This window comes from Marinobacter sp. CH_CUG1437-1 (assembly GCF_037029655.1).
Classification (GTDB): domain Bacteria; phylum Pseudomonadota; class Gammaproteobacteria; order Pseudomonadales; family Oleiphilaceae; genus Marinobacter; species Marinobacter salsuginis.
Genome location: NZ_JAYMEW010000001.1, coordinates 860,292 through 876,334 on the forward strand (window position 1 = coordinate 860,292; position 16,043 = coordinate 876,334).

A 16,043-nucleotide genomic window follows, 5' to 3' on the forward strand; every position below is an offset into this window, starting at 1 on the left:
CATGGCTCCGCACAGTTTTGGAAACCCTTACCCGACCTGCGCTTCAGACCATTTGCTAGCCGCTCCTACATAAGAATCGCGTAGATTACACCTGCTAGAACAATTCTATAGATTACGTAAGGCCACATTCCTACCTTGTTCAGCCACTTCAGGAAGAAGTGGATCGCGGTGATGGCCATCAGGAACGAAGTTACCCCGCCGATCAGGAAGCCACCCCAGTCGACGATCACGTCCGAGGTTGCCACTTCCAGCAGTTTCACGGCTGATGCCAGCACGATAATGGGAATTGCCAACAGGAATGAGAACCGGGAGGCGGTTTCGCGGGTCATGCCGAGGAACAGACCGGCGGTGATGGTGACGCCGGAGCGGGAGGTGCCGGGTACCAGGGCCATGGCCTGGGCGATGCCGACGAGGACGGCGTCTTTCCAGTTGAGCTTGTCCAGGGTGCGCTGGCGTTTTGGCAGCCAGTCGGCAACGCCCAGTAGCAGGCCGAAGAACAGGGTGGTGAAGAAGATGACTTCCACGGCCCGCAATTCGTTGTCGATCATGTCCAGCAAGGCCAGGCCGGCCAGGCCTGCCGGGATAGTGCCGATGACCAGGTACCAGGCCAGGGCGCCCTGGCCAACGATTTTGCGCTGGCCAATGGAGATCAGTCCGTCCCGGGCGATGCCAAAGACGTCCCGCCGGAAATAGAGCACGACCGCCAATAACGTCCCCACGTGTACGGAAAGATCAAAACCCACGCCCTGATCGGTCCAGTCGAACAATGCAGGGGTGAGGATCAGGTGGGCGGAGCTGGAGATCGGGAGGAATTCGGTCAGTCCCTGGAGAAGGCCAAGGAAAAGGGCCTGGAAAACGTCCATTGCGTGGATTCCGTCAGGTTCGGTGCGTCAGAAATGTCGGCGCGATATTAGCAGGGTGGGCGTGAGCTGAACAGGTAGCGGGGTAAGGTCAGCACCGTGACTGAAAGCCCGGTGCTGACCACCGGGGTTCAGGCGGGAAACCGGTCCCGGGTGCGATTGGCTATTTTTACCAGCATCAGCATGAGCGGTACTTCCACGAGCACACCAACCACAGTAGCCAGCGCGGCTCCGGATTGCAGACCGAACAGGGCGATGGCCGCGGCCACAGCCAGTTCGAAGAAGTTGCTGGCACCAATCATGGCGCCCGGCGCCGCGATGCAGTGGCGTACTTTCCAGAGCCTTGCCCAGCCATAGGCCAGGAAGAAAATCAGGAAGGTCTGAACAATCAGCGGCACGGCAATCAGCAGGATGTGCAGGGGGTTGTTCAGGATTACCTCGCCCTGGAAGGCGAATAGAAGCACCAAGGTGACGATCAGCGCCGCCGGGGTGACCGGGCTGAGCCGCTTCATAAACACATCGTCGTACCACTGCTGACCGTGGCGAGAGATCAGGGCGCGGCGGGTCAGGTAGCCGGCCGTCAGCGGAATCACGATGTACAGAACGACGGACAACAGCACGGTATCCCAGGGCACCTGGATATCTGAAATGCCCAGCAGGAACACAACAATCGGGGCGAAAGCGAACAGCATGATGATGTCGTTCAGGGATACCTGCACCAGGGTATAGGCGGCATCGCCTTTGGTCAGGAAACTCCACACGAACACCATGGCGGTGCAGGGTGCCGCACCCAACAGGATCGCTCCGGCCAGGTACTCGCTGGCCAGTCCCGGCGCGATCCATGGTTCGAACACCACCATCAGAAAGAACCAGGCAATGGCAAACATGGTGAAGGGCTTGATCAGCCAGTTCACTATGGTAGTGATCGCCAGGCCCTTCGGTTCTTTGCGTACCCCGACTACCGCACTGAAATCAATCTGCGCCATCATCGGGAAAATCATCGCCCAGATCAGAATGGCGATAGGGATGGAGACCTGCGCGTATTCGAAACGGGACAGGGTTTCCGGTACCACCGGTGCGATCTGGCCCAGAGCTACGCCGGCGATGATGGCCAGGCCCACCCACACCGACAGGTACCTGCCGAACTGATCCATGCCTTCGCCTGAGCCTTCCGTCTCGGCTATGTCTGGGTTGGTAGTCATGTTGCCCGGATTCCTTTACTCGTGAAGATGCGGTGACTATTATGCACAAATATAGATATGCGTGAAAACGAATATATGGAAATTCAGATATGAAACGCCGTGTTTTATTTGTTTGTACCGCCAACAGTGCCCGTTCCCTGATGGCAGAAGCCTTGCTTAGGGATATGGCTGGAGACCGGTTCGAAGTGGCCAGCGCCGGTACCGAGCCTACCAGTCCTCACCCGACGGCACTGCAGGTGCTGGAAGAAGCCGGAATATCGACTGAAGGTCTGCAGAGCAAGCAGTTGGCCGAAGTGCAGGGGCAATACTGGGATTATGTGATCACCCTGTGCGAGAAAGCCTCGAACGAGTGCGGTACGGTCTGCCAGCCCGCTCAGCAGATTGCCTGGGATTTTGCCGATCCGGTGCCGGCAAACCGCCATTCCACTTTTGCCCTTACTCTCAAGGAAATCAGGGAGCGCATTGCGCTGTTCGCGCTGGTCCACCAGAAAGAAACCGGAGCGAAACCCGCCAGCTATGAGCCGGTCGCGGTGTTCAAGGCTCTGGCCGATGATTTCCGCCTGGCAGCCCTTCTGCTAATTCGAAGCCAAGAGCAACTCTGCGTCTGCGAGCTTACTGAAGCCTTTGAAGCGCCTCAGCCGAAAGTAAGCCGGCATCTGGCCACGTTGCGGGATGTCGGCCTGCTGGCAACAGAGCGTCGGGGCCAGTGGATCTACTATTCCCTGAACCCGGGCATTCCTCAGTGGCTGGCACGGGTGCTGGATGAAACCGCCAGCCATAACAACCGATTGATAGAGAACCCGCTGGCACGATTGCAGGCCATGGCAGACCGCCCGTCTGTCCAATGCCTGTAATCCTCGCGCGGTTTAATGTTTGAACAGTTTCATCAGGAGTACACCATGAGCAAGATCAAAGTAGGCATTAATGGATTCGGCCGAATCGGTCGTCTGGCCTTGCGGGCCGCCTGGGGCTGGCCAGATATGGAGTTTGTGGCCATTAACGACCCGGGCGCCGATGCCGCCACGCTGGCCCACCTGCTTAACTTTGACAGCATCCATGGTCGCTGGAGTCAGGAAGCCATTGCCGACGGAACTGAGATTGAAATCGACGGGAAGCGCATCCGCATGACTCACAACAAAACCATCGGTGAAACCGACTGGTCCGGCTGCGATCTGGTGATCGAGGCCAGCGGTGTAAATCGGAAGATCAACGTGCTGCAGGCCTATCTGGATCAGGGCGTGAAGCGGGTGTTGGTGACCGCACCGGTGAAAGAGTCGGGTGCCAAAAACATTGTTGTAGGCGTGAACGATGATATTTTCGACCCGGCCAACGACCGCATTGTCACCGCCGCCTCCTGTACCACCAACTGTCTGGCGCCGGTGGTCAAGGTGATTCACGAGAAGCTGGGCATCAAGCACGGCTCCATCACCACCATTCACAGCCTGACCAACACCCAGACCATTATTGATGCGCCCCACAAGGATTTGCGTCGGGCCAGGGCCTGCGGCAGCTCACTGATCCCCACCAGCACCGGCTCGGCAACGGCGATTATCGAGATCTTCCCGGAATTGAAAGGCCGTCTGGACGGCCATGCGGTGCGAATTCCGCTTACTAACGCTTCATTGACCGATTGTGTCTTTGAAGTGGAGAAGGCCACGGATCGTGAAACTGTGAACGAACTGCTCAAAGAAGCGGCCGAAGGCGAGCTGAAAGGCATTCTGGGCTATGAAGAGCGCCCGCTGGTCTCAATTGACTACAAGACCGACCCGCGTTCGTCCATCGTCGATGCCCTGTCCACCATGGTGGTCAACGGCACCCAGGTGAAAATCTACGCCTGGTACGACAACGAATGGGGCTACGCCAACCGCACTGCAGAACTGGCTCGCAGGGTAGGCACTGCCTGATATGACGGCTGCCATCAGACAGTACCTGGTGATTACCGGCAACTACTGGGCCTTCACCCTCACCGATGGGGCCCTGCGGATGCTGGTGGTGCTGCATTTCCACCAGTTGGGTTACTCGCCCCTGGAAATCGCCTTGCTGTTCATCTTCTACGAGTTTTTCGGGGTGGTGACCAACCTGGTGGGCGGTTACCTGGGCGCCCGCATGGGGCTGAACCGTACCATGAACATCGGGTTGTTCCTGCAGATTGTGGCACTGGGTATGCTGGCGGTGCCGGCGGCCATGCTCACGGTGCCTTGGGTGATGGCAGCGCAGGCACTTTCCGGGATTGCCAAGGACCTGAACAAGATGTCCGCCAAGAGCGGCATCAAGTTGCTGGTGCCGGACGAGCAACAGGGCACGCTGTACAAGTGGGTGGCGATTCTCACCGGTTCGAAGAACACTCTGAAAGGCGTTGGCTTCTTCCTTGGTGGTGTGCTGTTGATGGCTGCCGGCTTCACAGGCGCCGTGATCATCATGGTCGTGGCTTTGGGACTGGTCTGGCTGGCCAGCCTGTTTCTGTTGGGGCAGGATCTGGGCAAGAGCAAGGCCAAGCCTAAATTCCGCGAGATCCTCTCCAAAAGCCGGGCTATCAATGTGCTCTCGGCGGCGCGGATGTTTCTGTTCGGGGCCCGGGATGTCTGGTTTGTGGTGGCTTTGCCGGTCTACCTGCACACGGTCTTTGGCTGGGACTTCTGGAAAGTAGGCGGCTTTATGGCCACCTGGATCATCGGCTATGGCTTTATCCAGACCATGGCGCCACGCATCACCGGCGACATGGAAGGCAAGCAGCCTGCTGTGCTCTGGGCGGCGGCCCTGGCGCTGGTTCCGGCAGGAATTGCCATTGGCCTGACGGCAGGCTGGTCACCCCAGTTCGTGATCGTTGGCGGTCTGCTTTTGTTTGGCGTGTTGTTTGCCGTCAACTCGTCGCTGCACAGCTATCTCATCGTCAGCTATGCCCGTGGAGATGGTGTGTCGCTGGACGTGGGTTTCTATTACATGTCGAACGCGGCCGGGCGTTTGCTGGGCACCATCCTGTCGGGGTGGGTCTATCAGGCTTACGGATTGGAGGCCTGCCTGTGGATATCGTTCGGTCTGGTGGCCACCGCTGCGCTGCTGTCGCTGATGTTGCCCGAGCGTCGGCCAGTAACAGCCTGACCGGGCCTCAGAACCGAATGGCCAGCCCGGCTGCGGCTTCTACCTGCAGGTAGCCGCTGCTGTCGAACCGGAGTTCGCATCCCCCTGAGCAGAAGGCCGAACCCCCCGAATTCAGGGCGGTGTAAACACCTCGCAGATCCAGCCTCAGGCGCAGTTGTTCAGTCAGGAAAAACTGGTAGCCGCCGCCAATGGACAGGGCGGCCCGGTGGTGGGTTTCATATCTCGAATCGTCCGGTTCCAGACGAGTAACCCCGAAAACACCCGAGACAAAGCCGCCGTGATTCTGGCCGCCAGGGAAATACAGTCCGCCAAACTGGAGTTGGTAGATGGTCAGATCGATGGATTCCACACCCGGAGCGAACAGGCCATTGTCCAGTCTGGCCGAAGTGGTCTGCCGCCCGACATACAGTTCTCCCTGCTTGCCGGGATCCGGCAGATCGAAATTGAACACCAGCCCCTGGCTGAGGGTATCCCGGAAGTCGATCTGGTCTGAGGTGCTGGCCCCGGCGGTCCTGATATCCACCGAACTGCTCATCCGATATCCTGCAAAGGGCGCCAGGCTGACTTCCGCTGCGACCGGAGCGGCGATCAGTGCAGATGCCAGTGTGAACGTGACAAGAGATCGAAGCTTCATACCTACCTGGCCTGAGCGAATGTCGACTGGTTGTTGGCGGAACACTGTGTAATGGTATAGCCGTTACGAACTTGGGCTAAACCTGGTGATGCTATCTTGACAGATCTGGTGCTGGAAAATCTCAGCGTTGGCACTTTGAGTAACGTGTCATTACGGGTGCCCGGTGGCGAGGTTGTCTGCGTGTCCGGGCCTTCGGGCAGCGGCAAAAGTCGTTTGCTCAGGGCTGTGGCCGACCTGGAACCCCATGATGGCAGGGTTTCTCTGGGTGATACCGGTCAGTTGGACATTCCGGCACACCAGTGGCGAAGTCGAGTAGTCATGGTTCCGGCAGACAGTCAATGGTGGTTTGATGACGTGGGTGGTCACTTTCCCGATGAGGCGAAGGCAGGATTGCCGTCAGCGCTGGGTTTTACCCCAGAGGTCATGGGCTGGTCGGTGAGTCGGCTGTCCTCCGGAGAACGGCAGCGGCTTGCACTCTGGCGTGCCCTGGCCCTTGAACCAGAGGCTTTGCTACTGGACGAACCTACCGCCAATCTGGACAACGACAGCACGGAAGCCCTTGAAATCTGGCTGCTTGACGAGATCCGGAGGCGGCAGATTGCTGTGCTCTGGGTTGCCCATGATCCGGCGCAGATCCATCGGGTGGCGGATGCCCACTACCGGATTCATGGCACCACGCTGGAGCGCGTCGATGGAGGTCATTGATCTCGCCTGGTGGAAGCTGGGGCTCGCGGCCCTGTTGGTTCTGGCGCTGGCCGGCACCGGGTATCTGGCTCGACTCGGCATTACCCGAAGCCTGCTGATTGCGGCCCTGCGCACGATCATTCAGCTGGCCCTGATCGGACTGGTGCTGGAGGCCCTGTTCGCGTCTTCTGCGTTCTACTGGATTGCCCTGCTGGCACTGATCATGCTCCTGGTTGCAGGCCGTGAGGTTGTCGCGCGCCAGGGACGCCGGCTTCGGGGCTGGTGGGCATTCAGTATTGGCACAGGGGCGATGTTTGTGTCGTCCTTTGCGGTTACCGTTCTGGCCCTGACTGTGGTCATCGGCCCCGAGCCCTGGTACGCCCCGCAATACGCTATTCCGCTCCTGGGCATGATGCTCGGTAACACCATGACCGGCGTCAGTCTCGCGCTGGACCGTCTGAATGAATCGGTCTGGCGGCAGCGGGCGGTTATCGAAAACCGGCTAATGCTGGGCCAAACCTCGCAGCAGGCGCTGGAGGATATCCGTCGGGACGCCATGCGCAGCGGCATGATGCCGTCCATCAACGCGATGGCCGCCGCTGGTATTGTCAGCCTACCGGGTATGATGACTGGCCAGATTCTTGCGGGTAGCCCGCCGGCGGTGGCGGTCAAATACCAGATTCTGGTGATGCTGATTATTACCGTCGGCACCGGCTTCGGTTCACTGATGGCGGTTTCGTGGGGTGGTCGAAGACTGTTCGATGAGCGGGAGCGCTTGCGGCTGGATCGATTGGTGAAACCCTGAAACCGCAGCCTTACGTCAACAAGACACCAAAGTAGCATGGGCGAAGCAAGTCTCCCGGGGCTAGGCTTGGTCCATCGCGTGGAAGAAGACAACAACAATGATCGACCTGCTAAGACGTTATCCCTTGCCGGTGATTGTGCTGGCCCAGCTTTTTGGCACCTCGCTCTGGTTCAGTATCAACGGTGTCTGGCTGTCGCTGTCCGCGGAACTGGGCCTGTCGGAAACCGATCTGGGGCGGCTGACGCTGGCGGTGCAGGCCGGGTTTATCGCCGGTACCCTGACCATTGCAGTGACCGGTCTGGCAGACCGGTTCGGCGCCAGTCGTATCTTTACGCTGTCGAGTCTGGTTGGTGCACTGGTTAATGGCGGATTTATTTTCGCGGCCGGTGCACCGCCGCTCGATTTTCTTCTGCGGTTTGCCACGGGTCTGTGTCTGGCTGGAATCTACCCGCTGGGCATGAAAATGGTAATCGCCTGGACCCCGAAATACGCCGGCGCCGCCCTGGCCTGGCTAGTGGGCATGCTCACCCTCGGCACGGCCTTGCCACACCTGATGCGAGGAGCGACTCTGGGCATGCCCTGGGAATGGCCGTTGATGGCGGCCTCCTGCCTTGCGGTGGCTGGGGGCCTTCTGGTGTATCTGTTGGGGGACGGCCCGCACTTGCCCAAAAGCAGCGGGCGTTTGCCTCTGAGCCAGGGGCTGGCGGCGCTGCGTATCCCCAGATTCCGGTCCGTGGCCGGAGGTTACTTCGGCCATATGTGGGAGCTCTATGCATTCTGGACACTCACGCCGCTGCTCATCGGTCGGGAGCTGCAGCGACTAGGTCAGAGTGACGCGCTCATTTCCTGGTTGTCGTTTGCCGTTATCGGGATTGGCGCGGCGGGCTGTGTCGGTGGCGGCAGGCTCAGTCGCACCCTGGGCAGCGAGTGGGTAGCCCGCCGAGCACTGATGATTTCCGGTGCTTTCTGTCTTGTGTATCCCTGGCTGAATGGGCTCTCGCCGGTCGTTTTGATGGTGTTGCTGATTGTCTGGGGTATTGCCGTAGTGGCAGACTCCCCCCAGTTTTCTGCGCTGGCCTCGGCCGCGGCACCCAGGGAATCGGTGGGCTCCTCGCTTGCGGTGATGAATGCGGTTGGGTTCGGCCTGACCCTGCCGGCGATCTGGCTGACCAGTGGATTGTGGGGGCAGCTCGATGTCTGGGTGGTTCTGCTACTATTCCCGGGGCCCGTGCTCGGGTTGTGGTCGCTCTCCAGAGCCCGGCCTGAAGCCCAGTCAGGGTAATGGCTGTGAGTATGAGGGAATCCAATAGGTCCAGGCCGCGAGTACTGTTGCTGTCCGGTTATGATGCCGCCAGTCATAAGCGTTGGCGTGAGCACTTGGAAGCACTGTTGCCGGAATTTCGCTGGCACGCCCTGGTATTGCCTCCCAGATTCTTCCGTTGGCGCATTCGCGGCAATCCCTTGAGCTGGCTGAATGAACCGATCCTGCAGGAACCCTGGGATCTGGTCATCGCCACCTCCATGGTGGATCTGGCGACTCTGCGTGGCCTGAATCCTCGCCTGGCCCGTACCCCCTGCCTGCTCTACATGCACGAAAACCAATTCGCCTTTCCGATATCCAGTGGCCAGAACACCAGTGTGGATCCGCAGATGGTCAACCTGTACAGTGCTCTTTCGGCCGATTGCGTGGTGTTCAACAGTGGCTGGAATCGGGACAGTTTTCTGAGCGGTGTAGAGGCTTTCTGCCAGAAGCTGCCGGACAGGGTGCCCGAGGGGCTGATCGAGGCTCTGCGTAGCAAGTCGCGGGTGCTTCCAGTGCCCATTGAAGACCGGCTGTTTGCAGGTCGCCCGTTACTGGTGGGCCGGGCCTGTCCGCACCTGCTCTGGAACCATCGCTGGGAATACGACAAAGGGCCCGATCGCCTGCTGAACTTCCTGCAGGTGCTGGAACAGCGCGCGGTGCCTTTCCGGCTGAGCGTGGTAGGGGAGCGGTTTCGCAGCTATCCAGAGGCATTTGACCGGATTCGTGAACAGTTCAGTCATCGAATCGAACACTGGGGCTTCCTGGACAGCCGTGACGACTACGATCATTTGCTGCGTCAGGCGGACCTGGTCGTCTCCACGGCACTTCACGATTTCCAGGGGCTGGCGATGCTGGAGGCCATGGCCTCAGGTTGCGTTCCGCTAGCCCCCAATCGACTGGCCTATCAGGAATATGTCCCGGAGCAGTGTCGTTATGTTAGCCATGAACAGGATGCCAGGCGAGAGGCGGAAGCAGCCGCCGACTGCCTCGAAGCACTGCTCAAAACAGACGTGCCAGCCTGTCCGCCCGAGGGTTGGCGGGCATCAAGACTGGCCGGAGCCTACCAGGCTTTGTTTGATGGATTGATTAAAACCTGAGCAGGCAAGCCCTGATCCTGTTTCTTCCCCAAACCTGTCTCAGATCAAACCTGCCCTCTTGCGGTTGTCACCGTCGATACTAGACTCAGAACTGTCTGTCGGCCTCACCACAGGGAGTCGTGGCCATGGAGTTCCATACCCTCGACGGCAATGAAGCGGTGTCCTCGGTGGCTTATCGCCTGAGCGAGACCATTGCCATCTATCCGATTACGCCCGCCTCGGTGATGGGCGAACACGCTGACGACTGGGCGGCCCTGGGCAAACCCAATCTCTGGGGGCAGGTTCCCAGCGTGGTGGAAATGCAGTCCGAGGCCGGTGCCGCCGGGGCCATGCACGGGGCGCTGCAGGCCGGTTCCCTGGTGACCACCTTTACCGCGTCCCAGGGCCTGCTGTTGATGCTGCCCAATCTGTACAAGATTGCCGGTGAACTGTCGCCCTTCTGCATGCATATTGCCGCCCGCAGCATCGCCACCCATGCCCTGTCGATCTTCTGCGATCATTCCGATGTGATGAGTGCCCGCGGTACCGGGTTTGCCCTATTGGCGTCCGGTTCGGTCCAGGAAGCCCAGGATATGGCCGCCATCGGCCACGCCGTCACTCTGGAAAGCCGTGTCCCGGTGATGCATTTTTTCGACGGCTTCCGTACCTCCCATGAGATTTCCAAGATCGCCGCCCTGAGCGATGACGATCTGAGGGCTCTGGTACCCCTTGAAGGACTGGAGGCACACCGGAGCCGCCGGATGACGCCGGACCGGCCGGTGGTTCGGGGCACATCCCAGAACCCCGACGCCTTCTTCCAGGCCCGGGAGGCCATCAACCCGTTCTATGAGGCGTTTCCGGAGAAGCTGGAATCCGTAATGGAACGGTTTGCCGGTATTACCGGCCGTCAGTACCGGTTGTTTGATTATGTCGGCCACCCCGACGCTGACCGTGTGATTATCCTTATGGGATCCGGCGCCGAATGCGCCCACGAGACGGTCGAATGGCTGCTGGAGCAGGGCGAGAAAGTCGGTGTGCTCAAGGTGCGCCTGTTCCGGCCCTTTGCGACCGACCGTTTCCTGAATGCTCTGCCAGACACCGTCGAGCACCTGGCCGTGCTGGACCGAACCAAGGAACCCGGTGCCCAGGGCGAGCCACTGCTGTTGGAAGTCAGTGGCGCCCTGATGGAAGCCTGGAGCCGGGGCGAGCGCAAGGTGCTGCCCCGGGTGATCGGCGGTCGCTATGGTCTGTCTTCCCGGGAATTCACTCCGGCCATGGTGTGCGCCATTTTTGACGAACTGAAGGCCGAGGCGCCGAAAACCCGTTTCACCGTTGGCGTGCGGGACGATGTCAGCCATCTTTCGCTGAACGTGGACAGTGAGCTGGATATCGAGTCTCCGAAAACCCGTCGGGCGCTGTTCTTCGGTCTCGGCGCTGATGGCACTGTCAGCAGTAACAAGGCCAGCATCAAGATTCTGGGCGAGGGCACGGACCTCTTTGCCCAGGGGCATTTCGTCTATGATTCCAAGAAAAGCGGCGCGACCACGGTATCCCACCTGCGGTTCGGCCCGTTGCCCATCCGCTCCAGCTACCAGATCAACACGGCCCAGTTTGTGGCCATTCATGCGCCCCAGTTCCTGGAACGGTTTGAAGTGCTGGAACACGCCGCCGAGGGCGCTACGGTGCTGCTGAACGTGCCCTGGCCAGAAAACGAGGTCTGGGATCGGCTCTCGGTGGAGGTCCAGCGTGCGCTGGTCGAGCTCAAGGCCCGACTGTTTGTGATTGATGCCGCCGAGGTGGCAGAAAAAGCGGGGCTGGAACGGCGGATCAACACGGTGATGCAGGTCTGCTTCTTCGCCCTGGCCGATATCCTGCCCCGGGAAGAGGCCATTGCCCACATCAAGGAGTCCATCCGAAAGACCTGGGGACGGCGCGGGCCGGAAGTGGTGCGCCGAAATGTGGAGGCGGTGGACTCGGCACTGGACAACCTGCATGAAGTAACGGTGCCGGATAAGGTAACGGCCACCCGCAACCGACCACCGAGAGTGCCAGAGAGTGCGCCGGACTTTGTGCAGAAAGTCACTCGCCTGCTACTGGAAGGGCAGGGGGACAAGCTGCCGGTCAGCGCCTTTCCTCCTGACGGAACCTGGCCAACCGGCACCAGCCAGTACGAGAAGCGAACCATCGCCCTGGAAATTCCGATCTGGGAGTCCGACCTCTGCGTTCAGTGCAACTTCTGCGCAATGATCTGCCCGCACACCGCGATCACCAGCAAGGTGTTCGAGCCCGAGGCGGCCAAGGGGGCGCCGGAGAGCTTCGAGGCCGTGCCGGAAACCCAGACCTCTGAACTGGAAGGCCTGGATTACCGAATTCAGGTGGCGCCGGATGACTGCACCGGTTGTGGTCTGTGTGTGGAGGTCTGTCCCGCCAAGGACCGGGCCCAGCCAAAGCGCAAAGCCATCAACATGCAGCCCATTGAGCAGCACCGTGAGGTGGAAGCGGAGAACCTGGCGTTCTTCCGGAGTATTCCGGATGTGCCCAGAGACCGCATCCCCCGCGACTTCAAAGCCCTGCCGCTGCTGATTCCGCTGTTCGAATATTCGGGCGCCTGTTCCGGCTGCGGTGAGACACCCTACATCCGTCTGCTGACCCAGCTTGTGGGTGACCGGCTGCTGATTGCGAACGCCACCGGTTGTTCCTCGATCTACGGTGGCAATCTGCCCACCACGCCCTACACGGTGAATGCCGACGGCCGGGGGCCCACCTGGAACAATTCGTTGTTCGAAGACGCGGCGGAACTGGGTCTGGGCATGCGCCTGGGGCTGGACAAGCTTGTCGGCCGGGCCCGGCAGTTGCTGGACGCAGTGCAGGGTCAGTTGCCCGGGGGGCTTTATGCGGACCTGACCTCGCCCTGCACGACAATCGATGAAACCGCCATGGCGTCTCGGCGCGCAGCCATCGAGGATCTCCGTAGCTGGCTGACGGACCAGGAGGGGCAGGAGGCCCGGGAACTCGACAGCCTGGCCGACGAGCTCTGCCCGAAGAGCGTCTGGGTGATTGGCGGTGACGGCTGGGCCTACGATATTGGCTATGGCGGCCTGGACCACGCCCTGGCCTCGGGCCAGAACCTGAAATTGCTGGTGCTCGACACCGAGGTCTATTCCAACACCGGCGGGCAGCAGTCCAAGGCCACGCCCATGGGTGCAATTGCCAAGTTTGCCGCCGCCGGCAAGGCGACCCGCAAGAAGGACCTGGGCCTGCTGGCCATGAGCTACGGCCATGTCTACGTGGCCCAGATCGCCATGCAGTCCCACAGTAACCACACCACCAAGGCCCTGCAGGAAGCCGAGAGCTTCGAGGGCCCGGCACTGATCATTGCCCACAGCCCCTGCATTGCCCACGGCTACGATCTGGTGCACTCGCCGTCACAGCAGAAGCGGGCAGTGGACAGCTGGGCCTGGCCGTTGTACCGGTTTGATCCCCGTCGCACCCACGAGGGGCTGCCGCCACTGCAACTGGATTCCCCGCGCCAGAAAATCACCATGAAAGCCTACATGCAGGAAGAGGCCCGTTTCCGGATGCTGGAGCTGAGGGATCCCCAACGCTACGAACAGCTGGTGGCTGCGGCGTCGGAGGCGGCCACCGAACAGCGCGAGCTCTACAAACAGCTGGCCGGGATCCACTTTGAGCCCCACGAAGCTTCCGGCGCAGATAACCAAGAGGGTGAACGTCATGACTGACCTGGCAACCCGTTGGCTGGGCCTCGAACTCCGCTCGCCCCTGGTGGTCGGCGCCAGTCCGCTGACCGACGACCTGGATGCACTGAAGGCCTGCGTCAAGGCCGGTGCCGGTGCGGTTGTCATGCACTCGCTGTTTGAGGAGCAGCTGGTCGAGGAGCAGATGGCGGCTCATCGATTTATTGATTCCCGGATCAATACGGACGCCGAAGCCCGCTCGTTTTTTCCGGAGTCGGAGCTTTTCGAGATGGGATCGGGCAGCTACCTCCAACGGCTGGAGCTGTTGCGTCGATCACTGGATGTGCCAGTGATTGCCTCGCTCAACGGTATTTCCACCGGAGGCTGGACCGGACACGCCCTTGAGCTGGAGGCCGCCGGTGCCCATGCCATTGAGCTCAACCTCTATGACCTGGCCACCGATCCCTCCGAGACAGCCGCCAGTCTGGAACAGCGTCAACTGGCGGTGGTGCGCTCGGTGGCCGAACAGGTCACCATTCCCGTCAGCGTCAAACTGTCGCCGTTCTATTCGGCCTTGCCGTCCTTTGTCTCCGGTGTTGAAGCGGCAGGAGCCCGGGGACTGGTGTTGTTCAACCGCTTCTATCAGCCGGAGATGGACCTTGATGAGCTGGAATTGAGCCGGGAAGTGGTGCTGTCTTCCAGTGCCGAGCTGCCAATGCGGCTACACGCGTCGGCCATGCTTTATGGCCAGACGTCTCTGGAGATGGCTATATCGGGTGGGGTTCACACCGGTGATGATGCGGCCAAGGCAATCCTGTCCGGTGCAGCCGCTGTTCAGGTGGTATCAGCGATCCTGGCGGACGGTCCCGATGCCCTGGGGCGAATACACCACGGTATGAGCCGGCGCTTGTCCGATATGGGCTATCGTGATCTGGCTGAGGCGCGAGGCGCGCTGTCAATGGACAAGGCGCCCAACAGTCGCACCTGGGAGCGCCTCAACTATGCCCGCCTGCTGCACGGCTGGAAGTGACAGCCTAGAGGTTCTGTTCGGGGACTTCCCGGATCCGTCCATGCTCATCGATGGCGACATAGACAAACAGACCCTCGGTCACCTTGCGCGGGTTCTTGGCCGTCCGGTCCAGGGTCCACACTTCCACGCTGATCTTCATGGAGCTGCGGCCAATATCGACAAGCTCGCAGTAGCAACCTACCTGTGATCCGACCCGCAACGGTGACAAAAACTCCATCCGATCCATAGCCACCGTGGCATTGCGACCCTGGGAAATACGCCCGGCCATGGTGGCGGCGGCGAGATCCATCTGTTTTACCAGCCAGCCGGCGAAGACATCGCCATTGGCATTGGTATCGGCGGGGAGAGGAATGACCTGGAGGGTAAGATCACCACGGGGCGTGGGTTTGTCGTCGTCTAACGCTGTCATAGTACTGCCTTCTTGCGAGCCTGGAATTGTTTTACCCCGCATGGTAACGGGCTGGAGCGCCGCTGCAAGCAAATTTGAACATTCCTGACTATATTTCAGAGGCTGTAACAAAGTTGTCACAGAGTGCCATTAGTCTGCATTCATCGGTAAAGCACATCCTACACAACGTCCAAACCGAATAATGGAGACTTGACGTGATGAAACTGAACAAAGCACTCGCGACTGTAGCGCTGGCAGGCTCTGTAGCCGCCATGTCTGCACCGGCCATGGCCCGTGACACCATCAGCATCGTGGGTTCTTCCACTGTTTATCCGTTCGCCACGGTTGTTGCCGAGCGTTTCGGCACCAAGACCGACTTCAGCACCCCCAAGCTGGAATCCACCGGTTCAGGCGGCGGTCTCAAATTGTTCTGTCAGGGTATTGGTACCCAGCACCCGGACATCACCAATGCGTCACGTCGCATGAAGACCTCCGAGTTCGAACTGTGCCAGAGCAACGGTGTCAAAGACATCACTGAATTCCGCATTGGTTCTGACGGCATCGTGATCGCCAGCTCCAAGGAAGCCGAGAACCTCGACATTACCCTGGAGCAGCTGTTCCTGGCCCTGGGTTCCAAGGTTCCCGTTAACGGCGAGTGGGTCGCCAACCCCAACAAGAACTGGAGCGACGTTGACGCCAGTCTGCCGAACAAGCCGATCCGTGTGATGGGGCCTCCTCCGACTTCCGGTACCCGTGACTCTTTCAACGAGCTGGCTCTTGCCGCTGGTTGCGATGAACTGCCTGAGGCCGCCGATCTGAGCAAGGACGAGCACGCTTCCATCTGTGAAAGCGTTCGTGAAGACGGCGCCTTCATCGAAGCCGGTGAGAACGACAACCTGATCGTGCAGAAGCTGATTGGCGATGAAGGCATGTACGGCGTATTCGGCTATAGCTTTATGGAAGAGAACTCCGACCGTCTGCAGGCCGCTACTCTGAATGGCAAGATACCGACCGCTGAAGCGATTGCAGCCGATGACTACCCGGTTGCGCGCTCGCTGTTCTTCTACGTGAAGAAGGCACACGTTGGTGTAGTTCCCGGCATTCAGGAATATGTCAGCGAGTTCACCAGCAACGCCGCCATGGGCCAGAACGGCTACCTGAAAGATGTTGGTCTGATCGTGCCGCCCCGCGCTGCGCTGATGGATCTGATGGACAAGGCAGAGAATATGCCCAACCTGACCCTGGACGAGCTCAAATAAGACCGCAG

General features: G+C 60.0%; 14 protein-coding genes. 10 read left to right on the forward strand and 4 right to left on the reverse strand.

What is annotated here, in order from left to right:
- Positions 1 to 65: 65 nt before the first annotated feature.
- Both WA411_RS03885 and arsB read right to left on the reverse strand, forming a co-directional pair.
- Complete coding sequence (locus WA411_RS03885) at positions 66 to 863, reverse strand: undecaprenyl-diphosphate phosphatase (RefSeq protein ID WP_291904535.1); 798 nt, start codon at positions 861 to 863, stop codon at positions 66 to 68.
- A 128-nt stretch (positions 864 to 991) separates the two neighbouring features.
- Positions 992 to 2,062, reverse strand: coding sequence for an ACR3 family arsenite efflux transporter (gene arsB, locus WA411_RS03890; RefSeq protein WP_291904533.1), 1,071 nt, complete (start codon positions 2,060 to 2,062; stop codon positions 992 to 994).
- An 89-nt stretch (positions 2,063 to 2,151) separates the two neighbouring features.
- Here arsB and WA411_RS03895 point away from each other — a divergent pair, with 89 nt between their 5' ends.
- From WA411_RS03895 to arsJ, 3 genes are read left to right on the forward strand one after another with little or no spacing between them, the layout of a single operon-like run.
- Positions 2,152 to 2,916: a metalloregulator ArsR/SmtB family transcription factor gene (locus WA411_RS03895; RefSeq protein ID WP_291904531.1), complete on the forward strand. Its 765-nt coding sequence runs from the start codon at positions 2,152 to 2,154 to the stop codon at positions 2,914 to 2,916.
- A 45-nt stretch (positions 2,917 to 2,961) separates the two neighbouring features.
- Positions 2,962 to 3,966 carry an ArsJ-associated glyceraldehyde-3-phosphate dehydrogenase gene (locus WA411_RS03900; protein WP_291904530.1) on the forward strand — a complete coding sequence of 335 codons (1,005 nt, stop codon included), beginning with the start codon at positions 2,962 to 2,964 and terminating at the stop codon, positions 3,964 to 3,966.
- 1 nt (position 3,967) lies between these two features.
- Positions 3,968 to 5,161 carry an organoarsenical effux MFS transporter ArsJ gene (arsJ, locus tag WA411_RS03905; RefSeq protein ID WP_291904529.1) on the forward strand — a complete coding sequence of 398 codons (1,194 nt, stop codon included), beginning with the start codon at positions 3,968 to 3,970 and terminating at the stop codon, positions 5,159 to 5,161.
- A gap of 7 nt (positions 5,162 to 5,168) precedes the next feature.
- On the opposite strand, the gene WA411_RS03910 is transcribed toward arsJ, so the two are convergent.
- Entirely contained in the window at positions 5,169 to 5,795 is a 627-nt protein-coding gene (locus WA411_RS03910; protein WP_291904528.1) for a hypothetical protein, read from the reverse strand.
- A gap of 96 nt (positions 5,796 to 5,891) precedes the next feature.
- Between WA411_RS03910 and WA411_RS03915 the strand changes: the two genes are divergently transcribed.
- From WA411_RS03915 to WA411_RS03940, 6 genes are all read left to right on the forward strand, one after another.
- The gene (locus tag WA411_RS03915; RefSeq protein ID WP_291904527.1) at positions 5,892 to 6,500 is read left to right on the forward strand and encodes an ABC transporter ATP-binding protein; all 609 of its coding nucleotides are present in this window, start codon (positions 5,892 to 5,894) and stop codon (positions 6,498 to 6,500) included.
- Entirely contained in the window at positions 6,487 to 7,284 is a 798-nt protein-coding gene (locus tag WA411_RS03920; protein ID WP_291904526.1) for an ABC transporter permease, read from the forward strand. The genes WA411_RS03915 and WA411_RS03920 overlap by 14 nt, the downstream gene beginning before the upstream one ends.
- Before the next feature lie 97 nt (positions 7,285 to 7,381).
- On the forward strand, positions 7,382 to 8,566 hold the full coding sequence (locus tag WA411_RS03925) for an MFS transporter (RefSeq protein WP_291904524.1): 1,185 nt from the start codon (positions 7,382 to 7,384) through the stop codon (positions 8,564 to 8,566).
- Between the two features lie 11 nt (positions 8,567 to 8,577).
- Positions 8,578 to 9,684: a tRNA-queuosine alpha-mannosyltransferase domain-containing protein gene (locus WA411_RS03930; protein ID WP_291904522.1), complete on the forward strand. Its 1,107-nt coding sequence runs from the start codon at positions 8,578 to 8,580 to the stop codon at positions 9,682 to 9,684.
- Between the two features lie 125 nt (positions 9,685 to 9,809).
- The gene (gene nifJ, locus WA411_RS03935; RefSeq protein ID WP_291904520.1) at positions 9,810 to 13,403 is read left to right on the forward strand and encodes a pyruvate:ferredoxin (flavodoxin) oxidoreductase; all 3,594 of its coding nucleotides are present in this window, start codon (positions 9,810 to 9,812) and stop codon (positions 13,401 to 13,403) included.
- The gene (locus tag WA411_RS03940) at positions 13,396 to 14,388 is read left to right on the forward strand and encodes a dihydroorotate dehydrogenase-like protein (protein WP_291904518.1); all 993 of its coding nucleotides are present in this window, start codon (positions 13,396 to 13,398) and stop codon (positions 14,386 to 14,388) included. Before nifJ ends, WA411_RS03940 begins: the two co-directional genes overlap by 8 nt.
- Before the next feature lie 4 nt (positions 14,389 to 14,392).
- Here WA411_RS03940 and WA411_RS03945 read toward each other — a convergent pair whose 3' ends face one another.
- Positions 14,393 to 14,797 carry an acyl-CoA thioesterase gene (locus tag WA411_RS03945; protein ID WP_069182183.1) on the reverse strand — a complete coding sequence of 135 codons (405 nt, stop codon included), beginning with the start codon at positions 14,795 to 14,797 and terminating at the stop codon, positions 14,393 to 14,395.
- A 197-nt stretch (positions 14,798 to 14,994) separates the two neighbouring features.
- Here WA411_RS03945 and WA411_RS03950 point away from each other — a divergent pair, with 197 nt between their 5' ends.
- Complete coding sequence (locus tag WA411_RS03950; RefSeq protein WP_227549479.1) at positions 14,995 to 16,035, forward strand: substrate-binding domain-containing protein; 1,041 nt, start codon at positions 14,995 to 14,997, stop codon at positions 16,033 to 16,035.
- The last annotated feature ends 8 nt before the right edge of the window (positions 16,036 to 16,043 follow it).

Coding starts and splice junctions, on each gene's coding strand:
- WA411_RS03885 (WP_291904535.1), bottom strand. CDS start 863: ATGGACGTTTTCCAGGCCCTTTTCCTTGGCCTTCTCCAGGGACTGACC.
- arsB (WP_291904533.1), bottom strand. CDS start 2,062: ATGACTACCAACCCAGACATAGCCGAGACGGAAGGCTCAGGCGAAGGC.
- WA411_RS03895 (WP_291904531.1), top strand. CDS start 2,152: ATGAAACGCCGTGTTTTATTTGTTTGTACCGCCAACAGTGCCCGTTCC.
- WA411_RS03900 (WP_291904530.1), top strand. CDS start 2,962: ATGAGCAAGATCAAAGTAGGCATTAATGGATTCGGCCGAATCGGTCGT.
- arsJ (WP_291904529.1), top strand. CDS start 3,968: ATGACGGCTGCCATCAGACAGTACCTGGTGATTACCGGCAACTACTGG.
- WA411_RS03910 (WP_291904528.1), bottom strand. CDS start 5,795: ATGAAGCTTCGATCTCTTGTCACGTTCACACTGGCATCTGCACTGATC.
- WA411_RS03920 (WP_291904526.1), top strand. CDS start 6,487: ATGGAGGTCATTGATCTCGCCTGGTGGAAGCTGGGGCTCGCGGCCCTG.
- WA411_RS03925 (WP_291904524.1), top strand. CDS start 7,382: ATGATCGACCTGCTAAGACGTTATCCCTTGCCGGTGATTGTGCTGGCC.
- WA411_RS03930 (WP_291904522.1), top strand. CDS start 8,578: ATGAGGGAATCCAATAGGTCCAGGCCGCGAGTACTGTTGCTGTCCGGT.
- nifJ (WP_291904520.1), top strand. CDS start 9,810: ATGGAGTTCCATACCCTCGACGGCAATGAAGCGGTGTCCTCGGTGGCT.
- WA411_RS03940 (WP_291904518.1), top strand. CDS start 13,396: ATGACTGACCTGGCAACCCGTTGGCTGGGCCTCGAACTCCGCTCGCCC.
- WA411_RS03945 (WP_069182183.1), bottom strand. CDS start 14,797: ATGACAGCGTTAGACGACGACAAACCCACGCCCCGTGGTGATCTTACC.
- WA411_RS03950 (WP_227549479.1), top strand. CDS start 14,995: ATGAAACTGAACAAAGCACTCGCGACTGTAGCGCTGGCAGGCTCTGTA.